Source organism: Streptomyces sp. NPDC028991 (assembly GCF_055564775.1).
In genome coordinates this window covers 95,232-114,570 of the sequence record NZ_JBVHVP010000007.1, presented here as the reverse complement: position 1 = coordinate 114,570, position 19,339 = coordinate 95,232, and the positions used below count along the sequence as shown (strand labels likewise).

16 protein-coding genes are annotated in these 19,339 nt (G+C 72.0%); 8 read left to right on the top strand and 8 right to left on the bottom strand.

Going from position 1 to position 19,339, the window contains the following annotated elements:
• Positions 1–41: 41 nt before the first annotated feature.
• The gene (gene argH / locus ACZ4V1_RS17090; protein ID WP_468335978.1) at positions 42–1,469 is read right to left on the bottom strand and encodes an argininosuccinate lyase; all 1,428 of its coding nucleotides are present in this window, start codon (positions 1,467–1,469) and stop codon (positions 42–44) included.
• A 285-nt stretch (positions 1,470–1,754) separates the two neighbouring features.
• Between argH and ACZ4V1_RS17085 the strand changes: the two genes are divergently transcribed.
• The 8 genes from ACZ4V1_RS17085 (at position 1,755) to ACZ4V1_RS17050 (ending at position 12,133) form a co-directional block, all read left to right on the top strand.
• The gene (locus ACZ4V1_RS17085; protein WP_468335975.1) at positions 1,755–2,342 is read left to right on the top strand and encodes a pyridoxamine 5'-phosphate oxidase family protein; all 588 of its coding nucleotides are present in this window, start codon (positions 1,755–1,757) and stop codon (positions 2,340–2,342) included.
• A 3-nt stretch (positions 2,343–2,345) separates the two neighbouring features.
• Positions 2,346–3,068: a L,D-transpeptidase family protein gene (locus ACZ4V1_RS17080; RefSeq protein ID WP_468335972.1), complete on the top strand. Its 723-nt coding sequence runs from the start codon at positions 2,346–2,348 to the stop codon at positions 3,066–3,068.
• 69 nt (positions 3,069–3,137) lie between these two features.
• Positions 3,138–8,087, top strand: a complete 4,950-nt coding sequence (locus ACZ4V1_RS17075; RefSeq protein WP_468335969.1) for a caspase family protein — start codon at positions 3,138–3,140, stop codon at positions 8,085–8,087.
• A complete protein-coding gene (locus ACZ4V1_RS17070; RefSeq protein ID WP_468335966.1) occupies positions 8,071–8,457 on the top strand; it encodes a hypothetical protein in 387 nt (128 codons plus the stop codon). The genes ACZ4V1_RS17075 and ACZ4V1_RS17070 overlap by 17 nt, the downstream gene beginning before the upstream one ends.
• Positions 8,454–9,059, top strand: a complete 606-nt coding sequence (locus ACZ4V1_RS17065) for a hypothetical protein (RefSeq protein ID WP_468335963.1) — start codon at positions 8,454–8,456, stop codon at positions 9,057–9,059. The genes ACZ4V1_RS17070 and ACZ4V1_RS17065 overlap by 4 nt, the downstream gene beginning before the upstream one ends.
• 85 nt (positions 9,060–9,144) lie before the next feature.
• A complete protein-coding gene (locus tag ACZ4V1_RS17060) occupies positions 9,145–10,527 on the top strand; it encodes a ferredoxin reductase family protein (RefSeq protein ID WP_468335960.1) in 1,383 nt (460 codons plus the stop codon).
• A gap of 27 nt (positions 10,528–10,554) precedes the next feature.
• Positions 10,555–11,340: an FMN-binding protein gene (locus tag ACZ4V1_RS17055; RefSeq protein WP_468335957.1), complete on the top strand. Its 786-nt coding sequence runs from the start codon at positions 10,555–10,557 to the stop codon at positions 11,338–11,340.
• Positions 11,341–11,395: 55 nt separating this feature from the next.
• Positions 11,396–12,133, top strand: a complete 738-nt coding sequence (locus tag ACZ4V1_RS17050) for an FAD:protein FMN transferase (protein ID WP_468336471.1) — start codon at positions 11,396–11,398, stop codon at positions 12,131–12,133.
• 196 nt (positions 12,134–12,329) lie between these two features.
• Here ACZ4V1_RS17050 and ACZ4V1_RS17045 read toward each other — a convergent pair whose 3' ends face one another.
• The 7 genes from ACZ4V1_RS17045 to ACZ4V1_RS17015 all read right to left on the bottom strand — a co-directional run bounded on the left by ACZ4V1_RS17045 (position 12,330) and on the right by ACZ4V1_RS17015 (position 19,093).
• Complete coding sequence (locus tag ACZ4V1_RS17045; RefSeq protein WP_468335954.1) at positions 12,330–12,869, bottom strand: arginine repressor; 540 nt, start codon at positions 12,867–12,869, stop codon at positions 12,330–12,332.
• 7 nt (positions 12,870–12,876) lie between these two features.
• Complete coding sequence (locus tag ACZ4V1_RS17040; RefSeq protein WP_468336468.1) at positions 12,877–14,085, bottom strand: acetylornithine transaminase; 1,209 nt, start codon at positions 14,083–14,085, stop codon at positions 12,877–12,879.
• Between the two features lie 17 nt (positions 14,086–14,102).
• Positions 14,103–15,005: an acetylglutamate kinase gene (argB, locus tag ACZ4V1_RS17035; protein WP_468335951.1), complete on the bottom strand. Its 903-nt coding sequence runs from the start codon at positions 15,003–15,005 to the stop codon at positions 14,103–14,105.
• Positions 15,002–16,153 carry a bifunctional glutamate N-acetyltransferase/amino-acid acetyltransferase ArgJ gene (gene argJ, locus ACZ4V1_RS17030; protein ID WP_468335948.1) on the bottom strand — a complete coding sequence of 384 codons (1,152 nt, stop codon included), beginning with the start codon at positions 16,151–16,153 and terminating at the stop codon, positions 15,002–15,004. The genes argB and argJ overlap by 4 nt, the downstream gene beginning before the upstream one ends.
• On the bottom strand, positions 16,150–17,190 hold the full coding sequence (argC, locus tag ACZ4V1_RS17025) for an N-acetyl-gamma-glutamyl-phosphate reductase (RefSeq protein ID WP_468335945.1): 1,041 nt from the start codon (positions 17,188–17,190) through the stop codon (positions 16,150–16,152). The genes argJ and argC overlap by 4 nt, the downstream gene beginning before the upstream one ends.
• Before the next feature lie 223 nt (positions 17,191–17,413).
• Positions 17,414–18,418: a MerR family transcriptional regulator gene (locus ACZ4V1_RS17020; protein ID WP_468335942.1), complete on the bottom strand. Its 1,005-nt coding sequence runs from the start codon at positions 18,416–18,418 to the stop codon at positions 17,414–17,416.
• A 3-nt stretch (positions 18,419–18,421) separates the two neighbouring features.
• Positions 18,422–19,093 (bottom strand): HEAT repeat domain-containing protein, encoded by a 672-nt coding sequence (locus ACZ4V1_RS17015; RefSeq protein ID WP_468335939.1) that lies wholly within the window; start codon positions 19,091–19,093, stop codon positions 18,422–18,424.
• Positions 19,094–19,339 lie beyond the last annotated feature (246 nt).

Below are 19,339 nucleotides of genomic sequence, written 5' to 3'. Positions count from 1 at the left end.
TTGACCAACGTAACCACGATGCCCTCCGGGCACACCGGCTGCTACTTCTTCGCGTTCGCCCACGCGTGCTGGCCGGCCACGTCCGCCTTCATCTCGGCGAGCTGGACGGCGACCGCGCCGGGCGCCGTACCGCCGCGGCCGCCGCGGGAGGCGAGGGCGCCGGGGACGTTGAGTACGGTGCGCACCTCGGGGGTCAGGTGGGCGGAGATCTTGGCGAACTGCTCGTCGGTGAGCTCGTCCAGTTCCCTGCCGTCGGCCTCGGCCGCCTTCACGCACTCGCCGGCGACCTCGTGCGCGACGCGGAACGGCACGCCCTGCTTGACGAGCCACTCGGCGATGTCGGTGGCGAGGGAGAACCCGGCCGGGGCCAGTTCCTCCATGCGCTCGCGGTGCACGGTGAGGGTGGCCATCATGCCGGTGAAGGCGGGGAGCAGGATCTCCAGCTGGTCGATGGAGTCGAAGACCGGCTCCTTGTCCTCCTGGAGGTCGCGGTTGTACGCGAGCGGGAGGGCCTTGAGGGTGGCCATCAGGCCGGTCAGGTTGCCGATGAGGCGGCCGGACTTGCCCCGGGCCAGCTCCGCGATGTCCGGGTTCTTCTTCTGCGGCATGATCGACGATCCGGTGGAGAAGGCGTCGTGCAGGGTCACGAAGGAGAACTCCTTCGTGTTCCAGATGATGATCTCCTCGGCGATCCGGGAGACGTTCACTCCGATCATCGCGGTGATGAAGGCGAACTCGGCGACGAAGTCGCGGGAGGCCGTGCCGTCGATGGAGTTGCCGGCGCTGCCGTGCTCGAAGCCGAGGTCCTTGGCGACCGCCTCCGGGTCGAGGCCGAGGGAGGAACCGGCCAGGGCGCCGGATCCGTACGGCGAAACGGCCGTGCGCTCGTCCCACTGGCGTAGCCGCTCCGCGTCCCGGGAGAGCGCCTGGACGTGGGCGAGGACGTGGTGGGCGAAGAGCACCGGCTGGGCGTGCTGGAGGTGGGTGCGGCCGGGCATCGCGACGTCCGGGTGGGCCTCGGCGAGGCCGACGAGCGCGTCCTGGAGGTCGGCGATCAGGCCGCCGACGGTCCGGGCGTGGTCGCGCAGGTACATGCGGAAGAGGGTCGCCACCTGGTCGTTGCGGGACCGCCCGGCGCGCAGTTTGCCGCCGAGGTCGGGGCCGAGCCGCTCCAGCAGGCCGCGCTCGAGGGCGGTGTGCACGTCCTCGTCGGCGATGGTGCCGACGAAGGAGCCGTCGGCGACGTCCGCTTCGAGCTGGTCGAGCCCGGCGATCATCCGGGTCAGCTCCTCCTCGGTGAGCAGCCCCGCGGCGTGCAGCACGCGCGCGTGGGCACGCGAACCGGCGATGTCGTAGGGCGCGAGACGCCAGTCGAAGTGGACGGACGCGGACAGCTTCGCCAGGGCCTCGGCGGGACCGTCGGCGAAACGGCCGCCCCAGAGCCGGACGTCACCGCTGCTGCTGCTCATTCGGGTCGCTCCTCAGGTCCGTTGGTGGGCCACCGCATCCGCACGGCGCCTCCGGTGGCATGCATGAGTATGCAGAGCTCTGCATGATTCGTCAATTTCGCGGACGGGTGAACGCGGGACGCCCCCTCACCCGTACGTCCGGTGGGGGCGCGGGCACCGTGGCCGCCCCGTGGAACGCCGGCCGGGGCGGCCACGGGTGGCCGGGAGAGCGCAGTGGCGTCCGCATGGCGGGAGCACCGGGAATTCTCCGGACAGGCACTCGACCAGCACCCATAATCGTTAGACATGGGAAAGACTTATGAACGAATAGACGGCAGACTCCGCGCCTTCATCGAGGCACAGCCCCTCTTCTTCACCGCCACCGCTCCCCTGGCCGGCGACGGCACGGTCAATCTGTCCCCCAAGGGCCTCACGGGCAGCTTCGCGGTGCTCGACGAGCTCACCGTCGCCTACCTCGATTTCGCGGGCTCCACCGCCGAGACCATCGCCCACCTGCGCGAGAACGGGCGGATCACGCTGATGTGGTGCGCCTTCCAGGGGCCGCCGAGCATCGTGCGGGTGCACGGTCGCGGCGAACCGGTCTTCCGCGACGACCCCCGTTTCCCGGAGCTGCTCACCCACTTCCCGGACATCGACAGCACCGAGCACGGACTGCGCGCGGTCATCGTGGTCACCGCCGAACTCGTCCGCGACTCCTGCGGTTACGCCGTCCCCTTCATGGCGTACGAGAACGACCGGGATCTGCACGGCAAGCGGTTCGCCCGCGAGGACGACGCGTCGCTCAGCGCGTACTTCACCAAGAAGGAGCACATCGCGACGAGCATGGACGGCCTTCCCGGGCTGCCGTTGCCGCTGCCCCCGTCTACCGTCTGAGCCATGCGCCCCGGTGTCGTCGCCGTCCTCGTCTCCGCCTCCCTCCTCGTGCTCGGTGCCGCGCCCGCCGGCGGGCCCGCCGCCCCGCCGCTGCCGGCCCGGATGGCGGACACCGGCGGCGGCGGCCAGCTGATCACCGCGGTGGCGCCCCGGACCGGATCGACCGAGGGCCGCGTCACCTGGTGGAACCGCGGGGGCGGCGGCGAAGGCGGCGGCCGGTGGGTGGCGGCCGGTTCCGCGCCGGCCCGCTTCGGAGCCAACGGGCTGGCCGACGGGGCGACGCGCGAGCAGGGCACGAACACCACTCCGACCGGCCTGTACGACCTGCCGTACGCCTTCGGCATCGAGCCGGCGCCGCGCGGCACGGCGTACCGGTACCGCCCGGTGCGCCAGGACTCCTGGTGGTGCCAGGACAACGCCTCCCGCTCCTACAACCGCTGGACCGAACCCCGCCCCGCCGACTGCCGCGCCGCCGAGGCCGAGCATCTGATCACCTACTCGGCGCAGTACGCGCACGCCCTGGTCGTCGGCTTCAACTACCACCGCCCGGTGCGCGGACGCGGCGCGGGCATCTTCCTGCACGTCAACGGGCGGGGGGCGACGGCGGGGTGCGTCTCGGTGCCCGCGGAGGCGATGCGCCGCATCCTGCGGTGGGCCGACCCGGCGGCCCGGCCGCACATCGCGATCGGCACCTCGGGCGGGCCGACCGTGATCACCCGCTACTGACCCGCCCCGCCACATCCGCCGGTGCCCGGTGCCATCATGTTCTCCTGACTCGGGGAGGGGCACGGGGACATGGACGTGGCACGCAGGGCTCTGCTCATCGGCGTCGGCCACACACCTTCCGTCACCGCCCTGGAGCCGTTGGCCGCGCCGGTCGAGGCGGACCTGCGGCTGCTGAGCGCCGCGCTCACGTCTTCCGGGTACCTGGTGGACACGTTGCACGACGCCGGGCGCAGCAAGATCCGGTCGACGATCTACGAGGTCGCGCGGGACACTCCGCCGGGCGGGACCCTGCTGCTGTACTTCACCGGGCACGGCCTGCGCGTCAACCGCACCGACTACCTCGTACCGGCGGATGCCGTGCCGCCCGGTGACGGCAACTGGCGGGAGCCGTACCTGGACTCGCTCCTCCCCGTCAACATCAATCCGCTGCTCGGTGACTGTCCGGCGGGGACCGTCCTGTGGTTCGTCGACGCCTGCCGTACGGACACGCCGAGCGACGGGGAGGCATTCGCCAACCGGGCCGACACCGGCCCGCCGCACGGCGGATTCGCCGTGATGGCCGGGTGCTCGGCCGGTGAGCGAAGCGGCTACACCGACGGGGGGAGCTTCTTCGCCCGTGGGCTGGCCGACGCTCTCGGGCCGCTGACGCCCGCACGCACGGTCGACGAGGTGCTGGTCGCCGCACGGGCGAGGACCATCGAGACGGCCCGGCGGCACGGACTCAACCAGGTCCCCTGGTACCACTACGGGCGCGACGCCGAGGCGGAGACCAGGAAGACGGAGATCTGCGAAGGACGGCCGCTCCTGGAGGCATGGCTGGACGCCGCACGGAGCACCTCGCTGTGGCGGCACGTGAGCCCCGAGGCCGCCGCCGACGTGGATCGCCTGCAATCCGCGGTGAGCGACTTCGTGGAGGGGTGTGCGCGCTCGGTGCACCTGTCCCAGCAGCGCCTGCCGTTCCCGGACCCGTGGGCGGACGACGGCTTCCCGGTCAGAGTGCTGTGCGACCGGCTGCCCCAGCTGCTGCCCGAGGGAGCGGAGCTGTCCCCCATCGAGGTGATCGCGCTCGTAGCCGCCCCCTTCCTGCACGAGGTGGCGTGGGCCGAACGGTTGAGTCACGCCGCGGAGATCCGACCGAGCGTCCTCGAACGGCACCCACAGGCACACGCTCATCGTCGGCACTACGAGCAGATCGTCGAGCAGCACGGGCGGCTGGCGCGCAAGCTGGTCGACTGCCAGGGCCGCGGACGGGTGGAGGACGCCGCGGCGATCGTGATGTGGCTCGTCCACCGCTGGATCGCGGACCGCTTCCAGACCGACGACGAGGCCGTTCCCGCGCAGCCGGCCGAGCGGCTGGCCGCGGAGCTCGGTGTCGCCGACGGCAGGGTGCGGGACCTCGCGGAGTCGCTCACCATGGCCGCCCAGGCAATCGGCATGGACGATCCCTTCGACGAGCAGAACACTCCGGGGCCGCGCACCATACCGTTGCGCGGCGGCCACCATCGCCTGCGCGTGCGCCCGTTGGCCGCGCTGCTCGGGCTGGCCGCCACCCTGGCCGTGGACGTCCGTGCCCTGCCGGATGTCGTGGCGGAGCATCTGGCCGTCTCGGACCCGGTCCTGCCGCAACAGGCGTTGGCCGTCGCCCGGGAGCTCAGCTGGCACCGGGACGGCAACGCCCTCCATCTGGACGCGCTCTGCCCCCACCAGGCGGTGCACGCCGCGCTCCTCGAAACCGCCGACGCGGCCGACCAGTTGGCCGCCCGCACGGGTCGGATGGCCTCCGGGATGCCCCAGGCCGAGGCGGAGCTGCTGGCCTCGGTACCGGGGCGCGTCACCAACCGTGATCTGCAGCCGCAGCGCAGCGCGGGGAAAGCCGCCTACGAAGTGCCGCTCCTGCGCTTCCATCTCGCGCAGACGGAAGTACGGGACCTGCTCATGGGTGAGCAGCTCTACGGCGGCGAACCGCAGCTGGCCCTGCGCGAGTTGTACCAGAACGCGATGGACGCCTGCCGCTACCGGGCCATGCGCTGGACGTACCTGAACAGTGCCGGACGCCGGCCGGCCGACTGGAGCGGGGACATCGTCTTCACCCAGGGCCAGGACGAGCGCGGCCGGTACGTGGAATGCCGGGACAACGGTGTGGGCATGAGCGCCGAGCAGCTCAAGCAGACCTTCACCCGGGCCGGCAGTCGCTTCGAGCGGTCCGCGTCGTTCCGCAAGGAGCAGTCCCGGTGGCTGCGCCACGACCCGGCACTGCGCCTCTATCCCAACAGCCGTTTCGGCATCGGCGTGTTCAGCTACTTCATGCTGGCCGACGAGATGACCATCGTGACGCGCCAGGTCAGCCCGGAGGGCATCCCCGCGGAGCACGCGTTCCGGGTTGAGATCCCCAGCAGCGGGAGCCTGTTCCGAATCCAGCGCCATGACGGATCGGACGACGGCTGCCCCGAGGGCGGCACGCGGGTGCGACTGTACCTGCGCGACGATCCCAGGATCCGGCGAATGTCCTGTGCGGCGGTGCTCCGGGAGCTCGTCCGGGTCAGCGAGTTCTCCCTGACGGTGCGGGAGGGTTCGGGACACGAGCACGTCTGGCTGCCCGGTGTCCTGCAGGCCGGGCCCGGCGCGGACCCCGCCGACGTTCTGGAGGCCGTCCCGAGGACGCTGTGGTGGGTCAACGGCACCGGAGCGGTTCTGTGCGACGGCATCGTGACGGACCAGAAACCGTTCGGCCATGTGGTCAACCTGACCGGAGCGCACGCGGGGAAGCTCAGTGTCAGCCGAACGGAACTACAGGAGTTCGACGCCGAATGGGTGCGGACGCTGTGGCGGCGAGGAGCGGACTCGCTGCTGTCCTGGCCAGGGCTGTCCCTGGACTGGCTGGGGCAGCTCGACGAGCTCAGCCCTGCCACGGCTCGGGCCCTCGACGCCACGTGGCGCGGCAAGGACGTGCGAGTCCGCGGCTGGGACGGTGACCCGGTGTCCCTGGACCGGGTGGGCTGGTTCCATCCGGACCGGCTCCTCGTCCACGGCGACAGGCGAGGCGTTACCCAACACGCGTACCAGCCCTGGCGCAACGCGGTTCTCGGACTGTCGCACGACAGCCGTCAGGCGTCCGCCCCGCCGCTCGACCTCGCCGGCTATCCGGTCGCTGCCGCCGGGGACGCCAACCTGACCCGTATGCCAGGGGACTCGTGGTGCCATGTCGTGGTGCAGGCGAGGGCGCAGGAGACGAGCATCGCGGAGATCGAGCGCCGCCAGCGGGCCCTGCGCGTCGCGCATCACCAGTACAGGCCGCTTCCCCAGGTCGGCGAGGCCGTGGACATCGAGCCCGACGACCGTGACGACGCGTTGGTGAAGGACCTGCTGGGACGCGCCGAGGGGACACTGGTGACCGACGGCGACGGCTCTGGCCACTGGGGCGGTCTGGTCCTCGCCTCGATGCGTCTGTCCGCACCGCTCGGCGAACTGACCGCGAGGCTCGGCCGCTTCGGCCCGCTGTTGCCGTCTCCGGTCCCCGAGGCTCCCGCGCGCTTCCACGACTACGTCTGCACTCAGGACGACCTGGAATGCCTCTTCACCCGCTCGCAGCAGGCGTCCCGCGGCACCGTCTGGTCGCTGGCGGACGAGCCGCTGCTCGTGTGCTCCGTCGCCGAGCAGTCCGGTCGTCCGGTGGCCGAGGTGCTGCGCCGCCTGGCCGACTTCTCCTGGCTGGGCTGGGCCGTCCCGACGAACGAGGCGCTGGCGCCGTGGACACTGCTCTCGGACGACGAAGTCCTCAGTGAACTCGTCCTCCTGTTCTCCAGGAAGAACGCGGAGGGAGTCAGGGAACTGCCCTGGGCGGCGGTCGTGCACTACGCCGACAGCCTGAAGACGGACCTCTTCGAAGCCGAGCGGCGACTGGCGCGGCACGCCGAAAGGCTCGGCCTGCGCTACACACGCCGGTACGCACAGGACACCGCCGCGGCCCGGGTCCGGCCCTCGCGGGATGCGGCTCGGTTGTCCCGGGACCTGGAAGTGCTGGAGCACGGTCTGGAGCAAGGGCTCGACCTGGAGTCGCTGGCCTTGGCGCACAGCTTCTCCCGCCCCGGATGGGACATGGCCACCGCGGTGGCGGACATGCGGGAGGCGGGTGTGACCGTCCCGGGGGACACCTCGCTCCTCGACGACTGGAGCCGCCTGCCGTTGCGCGTCCGGTACATCCTCTCGGGCAAGGAACCCGCTCTCGACGAGGAGGACCACCCCGCCGCGGAGATCACTGCCGGCGCTCTCTGCTACGCCGCGGAACGGCTCAACGAGACGCTGCGCGTGGTCTGGACGACGGCGGACGACTACGCGAGGCGTTACGGGCTGGAGATGCCCTCCCTGCCCGAAGACCTCGCCGAGCTGCGTCCCACCTCGGGCGTGACAGCCGCACTGGTCGACTGCCCCCCTGACGATCGAACCGGTGTCACCGGCACCGCGAGGTGGGGGCGCCTCACCGGCGCGGGCCTGGCCGCCTACGCCCAACGGCTGGCGTCCGACGCGGCCACCGCCTACGAGACCCTCCTGCCCCTGCGCGCGATCGGCGCTCCGGTCCCCCCGCTCACCGCCGAGGCGCTGACCGCGCTCCGCGACGTCATGCCGGACGAGCACGACCTCCTGGCGTTGGGAGGCGCCCACCGCGTCACGCGCGAGCACGCACCCTACTGTGCCCTCGACCTGGTGAGCATCGCGGGCCGGCTCGGTGAGCCCGTGACGCGCACCGTCGAACGGATCAAGCCCTACCTGCCCCTGCACGGAACCGAGGCCACGGCTCTTCCCCCCGCACCGGACGTCCTGCCGCTCTGGCAGGACCTGGCCCTTCTCAGCCGTGATCTGGACGGCGTGCTGCCCGCGCTCGCGGGACGGGTAAGCCGCCGGCACATCCGGCGGGCCGCCGTGGCCACCGGCGAGAGCGAGGCCTGGGTCGAGACGAGGCTCCGCCTGTACGCGCGGATGTTCGACCTGGTCGTAGAGGAGAGGAGTGAAGACGTTGACTGACGCGCCGCACGTCGGCCACGACCACGCAGCGGTCTACGAGGAAACGTACCTGGGGCCGGCCGGTACCTTCCTCCGCCGCGCTGTCGAGGGCGGTTCGAGACTCCAGGTCGAGGGCGCCTGTCCGCGGTGTCTGGGCACCACCGTCTCGGAGTACGCGTACGGTCTGGCCGGTACCGGTACCAAAGCCCTGTGGTCCCGGCGGCGGGGGACGGACCCGGCGGCCACGCAGAGCCAGGGGGCGGCCCTGCTGCGCGAGGTGCACTACTGCGAATGCGGCCACCCGCACTCCGGCCTGCCCGCCGACGCCCCGTTCGTGGGCTGCGGGGCGAGCTGGCGGGTGACCGCGCTCGTCGAGACGGACGGCACGTGAGCGCACACTCGGACCGGCGCTGGGCCCAGCTCGCCCGGGAGCTGGAGTTCACCCAGCTCCCGGAGCTGCGGCGGCAGGCCGAGGGATGGCGTACCGGCCTCACCGGTCTCGCCGCCCTGGTCGCCGTCCTGACGACGCTCAAGGGCCGGGACGACCTCTCCCAGGTCCCCGATACGGCGCGGCTGACCGCCGGCGTCCTGGTGGGCACCGGCTTCCTGCTTCTGGTGACCGGCTCCATTCTCGCCATGCGGGCCGCTCACGGCAGTCCGGGCGAACGGGTGCTCCTGGCCGGACAGGCGCTGCGCGACTGGACGCGGGGGGAGATCGCGCGCGTGACGCGATCCGTGCGGTACGCCGCCCTGTGCTGTGTCTCGGGGGTGGCCTTGGTCGTCGCCGCCCTGGTCGTCGTCTGGACCACCACCGGCACGCCCCCCGGCCACCTGGTCCAGGTAACGACCACGGGGGGTCAGCGCTGCGGAGAACTGCTGGCTTCGGGGCCGGACGGTGTGGCGCTGCGTCCGGAGGGCGGGAAGCGGACCGTGCTGCCCGCCCACACGGTGACGTCGGTGGTCCCCGTGTCCGTGTGCCCGTCCTCGGGCTGACTCGACGGGCCGCGCAAGCACTCTGAACGCTCCGGGGGTGCGGCGCGTATCTGTGGGCCAAGGGTCAAGTCCCCACGGAGGAACCGTGACCACCACGCTCGCCGGCGGCCGTGCCGCCCGCCGTCAGACGATGCGGCGCATCCGTCCGCGCCGCTCCCCCGCCGTCCCCCTGCTGCTCGCCGTATGGGCGGGCGCGGCGGGCGTGTTGTGGCTGTGGTGGCGCAACACGCCCGCCATCTCCGACCAGACCGGCATGATCCTGAACGCGGGCCGGATCACCGGCCTGCTCGCCGGGTACCTGATGGCGCTGGTGGTGCTCCAGATGGCCCGCGTGCCGGCGCTGGAGCGGCGGGTGGGCTCCGACCGGGTCGCCCGCTGGCACGCCATGACCGGCCGCTACACGCTCTGCCTGGTCCTCGCCCACGTCTTCCTGATCATGTGGGGGTACGCCGCCCAGGCCGGCCAGGGCCTCGGTGACATCGTGCAGCAGACGGTCGACTCCGTGAACCAGCTGCCGGACATGGGCAAGGCAGCCATCGGCACCGGACTGCTGGTCCTCATCGGACTGCTGTCCGTGGGCCCCGTCCGCCGCCGGATCCCGTACGACGCCTGGTACCACGTGCACCTGCTCACCTACGTGGCGGTGTTCCTGACCTTCTGGCACCAGCTGACCACCGGGAACGACTTCGCCGTCGAGCCGGTCGCGAAGACCGTCTGGTACGCGCTGTACGGGGCGGTGACCGCGCTGGTGCTCTGGTACCGCGTCCTGACCCCCCTCCGCCTCAACCTGCGGCACCGGATGCGGGTCGAGGCGGTGATCGAGGAGACGCCCGGGATCGTGTCGGTGCTGATCGGCGGGCGCAGGCTGCACCGGATGGGCGCGGAGGCCGGCCAGTTCTTCCGCTGGCGGTTCCTGGCGCCCGGGATGCGGTTCAGCTCGCACCCGTACTCGCTGTCGGCGGCGCCGCGCCCGGACATGCTGCGGATCACCGTGAAGGCGATCGGCGACCACAGCGCCCGGCTGCGCGAGCTGGAGCCCGGCACCCGGGTGTGGGCGGAGGGACCGTACGGGGCCCTGACCGCCCAGCGCCGCAGCCGCGGCAAGGTGCTGCTGGTGGCGGGCGGCGTGGGGATCACACCGATGCGGGCGCTGTTCGAGACCCTGCCCGGCGCGTCCGGCGACATCACCCTGCTCTACCGGGCCAACAGCACCCAGGACCTGGCCCTGTGGGACGAGCTGGCCGGGATCGCCGAGGAGCGCGGGGCCCGGCTGATGTACGCGGTGAACAGTCCGGACGGGGAGCGCCCCGACATCTCCGCGGAGACGCTCGGCCGCAAGATCCCGGACGTGGACCGCCACGACGTCTTCCTGTGCGGGCCGCCCGGCTTCGCCCAGTCGGTGTACGAGGCACTGCGCGGCGCGGGGGTCCCCGCCCGCCGTATCCATCACGAGTCGTTCGAGATGTGAGCGACGGACATCAGGAGTCCAGGACAGATGAGGAAAAGCCACCCCGTCCGGCGTGCCGTGCTCGCCGGCGCCGCGACCGTGTCCGGGATCGTGCTGCTGCTGTCGTTGAAACCGGCGTCCGACCCGGGCTCCGCCTCGGCGGCGGGCGGCGCCGCCCCTCCGGTGGCCGCGCAGTCGCCGCAGGGCGGCCGGGGCGCGGGCGCCGGTACGGTCACCGGTGACGCGGCCGGCACCCGGTACGGGCCCGTGCAGGTCCGGATCACGGTGAACGGCGGGAAGATCACCGGCGCCGAGGCCGTGCAGGCGCCCAAGGGCGGGCAGAGCGACCAGGTCACCGCCGACGCCGTACCCGAACTCAACCAGGCCGCCGTCACCGCGGGCAGCGCCGACATCGACGCCGTCTCCGGCGCCACCTACACCAGCGCCGGATACAAGCAGTCCCTGCAGTCGGCACTGGACCGGATGGCCGCGGGGTCCGCCGGGCAGGGCTCGGGCGGGCAGGAGGCGGGCGGTGACGGCCCGGGCGACGGGGCCCAGGGCACTCAGACGCTCACCGGCGCGGCCGCGCAGACCCGGTACGGGCCCGTGCAGGTCCGGATCACGGTCAGCGGCGGGAAGATCACCGGCGCGGAGACCCTCCAGGCGCCCAAGGGCGGGCAGAGCGACCAGGTCACCGCCGACGCCGTACCCGAACTCAACCAGGCCGCCGTCACCGCGGGCAGCGCCGACATCGACGCCGTCTCCGGCGCCACCTACACCAGCGCCGGATACAAGCAGTCCCTGCAGTCGGCACTGGACCAGGCCGGTGGCTGACACGGTGGCCGAAGCCGCACAGGCTCCCGCCGCGGTGCGTCACGTGGAGGAGACGATGGGGACCGTCTTCTCCTTCGACGTCCGCGGCGGGGAACCCACGGCCGTCCGGGCGGCGCTGGACGAGGCGGTCGCGGGGCTGCGCCGGGTCGACGAGGTGTTCAGCACCTATCGGGAGGACAGCCAGGTGTCCCGGCTGGCGCGCGGTGAGGTGACCGTCGACGCGTGCGTGCCCGAGGTCGCCGAGGTGCTGGAGCTGGCGGCGGAGGCGGAGCGGGTGAGCGACGGCTGGTTCAGCACGTCGTACCACGGCCGTCTCGACCCGACCGGGATCGTCAAGGGCTGGGCCGTGGAGTGCGCCGCCCGGCGGGTCGCGGCGGCGGGTGCGAGCGGCGTCAGCGTCAACGGGGGCGGGGACGTGCAGTTGCTCGGCACGCCGGGGGCGGGGCGGCCGTGGCGGGTCGGGGTGTCGGACCCGCTGCGTCCGGGCGGACTGGCGGCCGTCGTCTCCGCGGCGGGGGCGGCCGAGCTGGCCGTGGCGACGTCCGGCAGCGCGGAGCGGGGCGCGCACATCGTCGATCCGCGCACCGGGCGCTCCGCGGTGACCGATCTGGTGTCGGTGACGGTGGTGGCGCCGCGGCTGACGTGGGCGGACTGCTGGGCGACGGCGGCGTTCACGATGGGGTCGCGGGAGGGGTTGCGGTGGCTGGAGTCTCTGGACGGGGTCGAGGGACTGCTGGTGACCGCGGGGGACGAGGTGCGGTGCACGGGGGGTCTGGCGCGGTGGCTGGGGTGACCGGCGTCTTCTGGTGAACGGCGCTGTGGCTGAGGTACCGGGGTGTCACTCGCCCGCGTTGGCGGGGTGCCGCTGCGCCCGCCCGTGCCGCCCCAGCGGCACGACTGCCCGCAGCTGGGGGGGAAGGGGCGCGGGGAACTGCGCGACCAGCCACCGATCACCCGCGCCCTGCCTACGGCACAAGCCGCCGCGGCGCTCAGTGGCCGTTCTGAGCCAACCGCAGCAAATGGTCCGCCAGCGCCTGCCCACCCGTGGGATCCCGGCTGATCAGCATCAGCGTGTCGTCCCCCGCGATCGTCCCCAGGATGTCGTGCAGCTCCGCCTGGTCGATCGCCGAGGCGAGGAACTGCGCCGCTCCCGGAGGGGTCCGCAGGACCACGAGGTTGGCGGACGCCTCCGCGGAGATGAGCAGCTCCGCCGAGAGCCGCCGCATCCGCTCCTCCTTCGCCGACTCCCCGAGCGGAGCCCGCGGGGTGCGGAAACCGCCCTCGCTGGGCACCGCGTAGATGAGGTCGCCGTCGGAGTTGCGGATCTTCACCGCGTTCAGCTCGTCCAGATCCCGGGAGAGCGTCGCCTGCGTGACGGTCAGTCCGTCGTCGGCGAGCAGCTTCGCCAGCTGGCTCTGGGAGCGCACCGCCTGCCGGTTGAGGATGTCCACGATCCGGCGGTGGCGTGCGGTGCGGGTCTGCGGGAGGGCGGGCCCGGCCGTCTGCTCGTGCTCCTGCGCATGGCTCATCGTCGTCTCATTCTCCGGATCGTCCGTCCCCGTGGGCCGCCTCGGCGGCCTGGTCAAGGATGCCGGGCAGCGCCCCGAGGAACGCGTCCACCACGTCGTCGCCGAGGTTCAGCGCCGGCATCAGCCGTACGACATCGGGTGCGGGCGCGTTCACCAGGATTCCGGCGTCCTGAGCCGCCTGCTGCACCTGGGGTGCGAGCGGCTCGGTGAGCACGATACCCAGGAGCAGGCCCGCGCCCCGGACGTGGCCGGTCAACGGGTGGCCGAGCGCCTCGACTCCGCCGCGGAGCTTCTCGCTCTGCCGTTTGACGTTGTCCAGCAGTCCCTCGTCCGCGATGGTGTCGAGGACGGCGAGTCCGGCGGCGCAGGCGACCGGGTTGCCGCCGAAGGTCGTGCCGTGCTGGCCCGGCCGGAGAAGTTCGGCGGCGCGGCCGAAGGCGACCGTCGCGCCCAGCGGCAGTCCGCCGCCGAGGCCCTTGGCGAGGGTCACCACGTCCGGCAGGACTCCCTCGTGGGCCTGGTACTCGAACCAGTGGCCGGTCCGGCCGACGCCGGTCTGCACCTCGTCCAGGACGAGCAGCGCGCCGGTGGCGGCGGTGATGGCCCGGGCCGCCTTCAGGTAGCCGGGGGGCGGGACGACGACGCCGTTCTCGCCCTGGACCGGCTCAATGACCACGAGCGCCGTCTCCTCGGTGACCGCGGCGGCCAGCGCCTGCGGGTCGCCGTACGGTACGTGGGTGACGTCGCCGGGCAGCGGCAGGAACGGCTCCTGCTTGCCGGGCTGGCCGGTCAGCGCCAGGGCACCCATGGTGCGGCCGTGGAAGCCGCCGTGGGTGGCGACCATGTGCGGCCGTCCGGTCAGCCGGCCGATCTTGAAGGCGCCCTCGTTGGCCTCGGCGCCGGAGTTGCAGAAGTACACCTTGCCGTCGCGGCCGAAGCGCTGGAGCAGCCGTTCGGCGAGCGCGACGGGCGGCTCGGCGACGAAGAGGTTGGAGACGTGGCCGAGGGCGGCGATCTGCCGGCTCACCGCCTCGACCACCGCCGGGTGGGCGTGGCCGAGCGCGTTGACCGCGATGCCGCCGACGAAGTCGAGGTACTCCTTGCCGTCGGCGTCCCAGAGCCGGGAGCCCTCACCGCGTACCAGGGGCAGGCGCGGGGTGCCGTAGTTGTTCATGAGCGCGCCCCGCCACCGCTCGGTCAGCTCTTCGTTGCCCACGGCTCCCCCTGTGTTGCTCACGGCTCCCCCTGTTCGTCCGGCACGACCATCGTGCCGATGCCCTCGTCGGTGAAGATCTCCAGCAGGATCGAGTGCTGGACCCGGCCGTCGATGACGCGGGCGGTGGTGACTCCGTTGCGCACCGCGTGCAGGCAGCCCTCCATCTTGGGCACCATGCCCGAGGACAGGTCCGGCAGCAGCTTCTCCAGCTGGGACGCGGTGAGGCGGCTGATCACCTCGTCGGAGTTCGGCCAGTCCTCGTAGAGACCCTCGACGTCGGTGAGGACCATGAGAGTCTCGGCGTCGAGCGCCGCGGCGAGTGCCGCGGCCGCCGTATCGGCATTGACGTTGTAGACGTGGTGATCGTCCTGGGAACGGGCGACCGACGAGACGACCGGGATGCGGCCGTCGGCGAGCAGCGCCTCGATGGCGCCGGTGTCGATCTCGGTGATCTCTCCGACCCGTCCGATGTCGACGAACTCGCCGTCGATCTCGGGCTGGTGCCTGGTGGCGGTGATGGTGTGCGCGTCCTCGCCGGTGAGGCCCACGGCGAACGCTCCGTGCTGGTTGAGCAGCCCGACCAGCTCGCGCTGCACCTGCCCGGCCAGCACCATCCGTACGACGTCCATGGCGTCCTCGGTGGTGACGCGCAGGCCGGCCTTGAACTCGCTGACGATGCCGGCCTTGTCGAGCGCGCGGCTGATCTGCGGGCCGCCGCCGTGCACGACGACGGGTTTGAGGCCCGCGTGGCGCAGGAAGACGACGTCCTGGGCGAAGGCGGCCTTCAGGTCCTCGTCCACCATGGCGTTGCCGCCGAACTTGATGACGACGGTCTTGCCGTGGTGCCGGGTCAGCCAGGGCAGCGCCTCGATGAGGATCTGGGCCTTGGGGAGCGCGGTGTGCTTCCTCGTCGTACTCATGAGCTGTACGCGCTGTTCTCGTGGACGTAGTCGGCGGTGAGGTCGTTGGTCCAGATGGTGGCGGTGGCGTCGCCGGCGGCGAGGTCGGCGACGACGTGCACCTCGCGGTAGCGCATGTCGACCAGCTCGCGGTCCTCGCCGACGCCGCCGTTCTTGCAGACCCAGACGCCGTTGATGGCGACGTTCAGCCGGTCCGGCTCGAAGGCGGCCGACGTGGTGCCGATCGCGGAGAGCACGCGGCCCCAGTTGGGGTCCTCGCCGTGGATGGCGCACTTGAGGAGGTTGTTGCGCGCGATGGTGCGGCCCACCCGGACGGCGTCCTCCTCGGTCGCGGCGTTCACGACCTCGACCTTGATGTCCTTGCTCGCGCCCTCGGCGTCCCGGATGAGCTGCTGCCCGAGGTCGTCGCAGACGGTGCGTACGGCCGCGGCGAAGTCGTCGTGGGCCGGGGTGACGCCCGAGGCGCCCGAGGCGAGCAGCAGCACCGTGTCGTTGGTGGACATGCAGCCGTCGGAGTCGATGCGGTCGAAGGTGACCCGGGTGGCGTCGCGCAGGGCGCGGTCGAGCACCTCGGTGCCGAGGTCGGCGTCGGTGGTGAGGACGACGAGCATGGTGGCGAGGCCCGGCGCGAGCATTCCGGCGCCCTTGGCCATGCCGCCGACGGTCCAGCCGTCCTTGGTCACCACGGACGTCTTGTGCACGGTGTCGGTGGTCTTGATGGCGATGGCGGCCTTCTCGCCACCGTGCTCGGACAGCTGACCGGCCACGGCCTCGACACCCGGCAGCAGCTTGTCCATGGGGAGCGGTACGCCGATGAGTCCCGTCGAGCAGACGGCGACCTCGCCCGCGCCCGTCCCGAGCACCTCGGCGACCTTCTCGGCGGTGGCGTGGGTGTCCTGGAAGCCCTTGGGGCCGGTGCAGGCGTTGGCGCCGCCGGAATTGAGGACGACGGCGGACAGCTGCCCGCTCTTGAGGACCTGCTCGGACCACAGGACCGGGGCGGCCTTGACGCGGTTGGAGGTGAAGACGCCCGCGGCGGCGCGGCGGGGTCCGGTGTTGACCACGAGGGCCAGGTCGGGGTTGCCGCTGTCCTTGATCCCGGCGGCGGCACCGGCCGCCGTGAACCCCTTTGCTGCCGTCACACTCACGGCGCGACTCCGATCGTCGTCAGTCCGGTGGTCTCGTCGAGACCCAGGGCGATGTTCATGCTCTGGACGGCACCGCCCGCGGTGCCCTTGGCCAGGTTGTCGATGGCGCTGATGGCGATGATGCGGCCCGCGGCGGCGTCGTACGCGACCTGGACCTGAACGGCGTTGGAACCGTGGACGGACGCGGTCGCGGGCCACTGCCCCTCGGGCAGCAGGTGCACGAAGGGCTCGTCGGCGAAGGCCTTCTCGTAGGCGGCGCGGACCGACTCGGCGCTCACGTCCGGGCGCGCCTTGGCGGTGCACGTGGCGAGGATGCCGCGGGGCATCGGCGCGAGGGTCGGCGTGAAGGAGACGGTGACCGGCTCGCCGGCGACCGCGCCGAGGTTCTGGATCATCTCGGGGGTGTGCCGGTGTCCGCCGCCGACGCCGTACGGCGACATGGAGCCCATGACCTCGCTGCCGAGCAGGTGCGGCTTGGCCGCCTTGCCCGCGCCGGAGGTGCCGGAGGCGGCGACGATCACGGCCTCGGGCTCGGCCAGCGAGGCGGCGTAGGCCGGGAAGAGCGCCAGGGACACGGCGGTCGGGTAGCAACCGGGCACCGCGACGCGCTTGGACCCCTCCAGCGCGGCGCGGGCACCCGGCAGCTCGGGCAGGCCGTAGGGCCAGGTACCGGCGTGCGGGGAGCCGTAGAACCGCTCCCAGTCGCCGGCGTCCTTCAGCCGGAAGTCGGCGCCCATGTCCACGACCAGGACGTCCGGGCCGAGCTGCTCGGCGACGGCGGCGGACTGCCCGTGCGGCAGCGCGAGGAAGACCACGTCGTGCCGTCGGCCCTGCCCGGCCAGCACCTCGGGCGTCGTCGGCTCCAGGACCCGGTCGGCCAGCGGCAGCAGATGCGGCTGCAGCGCGCCGAGCCGCTGGCCCGCGTTGGAGTTGCCGGTCAGGGCGCCGATCTCCACCTCGGGGTGCGCGAGGAGCAGACGCAGCAGCTCACCGCCCGCATACCCGCTCGCTCCGGCCACCGCCGCACGTACCGCCATGACATCCTCCTCTTTGATGGCATGACTATACGTAAAGCTGCACGTTTATGCAATCCAGCCTTGGTGCGCGGCCCGCGTAGCTGTGACTGGCAGCAGCAACGAGACCGACCGGTTCCAACAAGCAAGACCAGGTTCCAACCAACGTGTCCCGGCTCATCGCAACGCAGCGTTATGAGACCAAGATCCGCAAACTGCGCGTACGCGGCACCTCAGGAGAGCTCTGTCACCGTGCGGCGCGTAGCTGGAGAAGGTACGTCGCAGTCACGGCAACGGCTCGGTCCTCGTCATGTGACAGTTCGGCGAGGGCACAGGACGCCCTCGTCCCCGGGATGGCCGCCAGCGCCTGGGTGAGCCGTCCTCGTGCAGGCGCTCGGGTGGTGTGGTGGGCGAGGCGGTCGGCGAGCCTGGTCGCGATCTGATCCGCCGTCGCGGTGTTGTTCGCAAGCGCGCTCAGCGCATCGGCCGCATCGGTGTCATTCCTGCCCTCCACGATCATGTCGACGAGCGTCGGGACCGCATCGGCCACGCCACGTGTCCCGAGCGCCAGAGCCGCATACCCTCGGACCACGACGTCGGGGCTCGCGAGGGCATCCTGCAGTTGCGCGGCAGCCTCATCACCGGGCATCTCGGCGAGGGACTGAACGGCGCGTTTCCGTACCGCGGCCACCGGTGAGCCGAGGCCCTGCGCCAGCAGCGCAGGGCCGCCGTCGCCCGATCGTGCCAGCGCCCATCGAAGGGCCCCGGCGACGTTCGGCTCCGTCTCGCTCAGTGCCGCCTCGACCAGGGCCTCCACCGGCACCGGAACCTCGTCGCCCGAGGAGAGGGCCGCGCGCTGGCGCGCGTCGGCGCTCCTCGAGCCCAGGGCCTGGAGGAGCGCAACGACCTGGAGAACGTCCTCCCAGTCGGCGGGGTCCGCGGCATCGATCCGGCGCAGCCGCGTGAGCAGCTCGGTCTGCGCGGTGATGCGTTCGCGCGTCTGACGGATGAGGTCGCCGACGAGCGCCGAGGGCGTGAAGCCGGGATCGTCGAGCGCACGCCCGATCTCCCGCAGCGAAAGGCCCAGCGACCGCAGGCTCTCGACATGGAAGATCCGCCGGATGTCCTGTCGGGAGTACTCCCGATATCCGGAACCGGTACGGCCCGAAGGACGCACCAGGCCGAGCGACTCGTAATGCCGGAGCATGCGGGCACTGACCCCGGACCGTCGCGCCACCTCACCGATCAACACGTCCTAGCGTCCCTCCTGGCCGGTCCCGCCGAGGGCGACGGCGCGCTTCGCCTCCTCGATCACGAACTCGAACCCGGCGTCCGGCTCGCGCAGCAGCCGCCTGGTGGCGAGCGCGTGCGCGCGCACGCGCGGGTCAGGGGCCGTCGTCGCGGTAAGCAGAGTCGGCACCATCACTTCCCCTAGTGCGACCAGCGCCCGGCTGAGGCTCAGCTGCGTCTGCCGCTCACCGCGTCCGAGCTGCGTCGCCAGCACCGTGGCCAACGCGGACTCCTCGCCTTCGGGGACGAGCACGACCGCGGCCCGCCAGGCGCTCCGCGCCACCTCGTCGTCGGCGTCGGACAACAGTGCCCGTGTGATCACCGGCCATGCCTGCCGGTCTCCGATCTTGGACAGCGTGTGCAGCGCCTGGCTCCGCGCCTGCGCATGCTCCGAGCGGACTGCGCGGACCAGCTCGGGAAGCGTCATGGACACTGGGTGGCGGGTGAGCGCCCAGGTCAGCATGTCGCGGACGAAGAACTCGGGCTCGATCGCGCATCGCTCGATGAGCTTGTCGACGAAGCGCGGGTCAGGTGTCGTGCCGGCCGCCAGAGCGGCCCGCAGTCGCACGGACGAACGGTCGTCCTCCAGCCCTTGAAGCGCCCATATCTTATCCGTGTCCTGTCTCGTGACCGTCATCGAGACCACCTCCTTGGCGAGCAGTCAAGGCCCTGTCACCGTGTCAAGGTCAACCAGCGCCCGCTGCGCGGGCACCAGTCACTTGCTGCGTCCCGAGTGTGCCCTATGAACATCGTGAAGCTGCCGGTCACGGCGCTGGCCCGCCGCCCCTCGGCGGTGCTGGTCGCCCAGAACCGATTCCAACAAGGATGACGATTCAGCGAAGGTTGCAAGAAGCGTGACCATTCGCTTCCCACATGCGTGTCC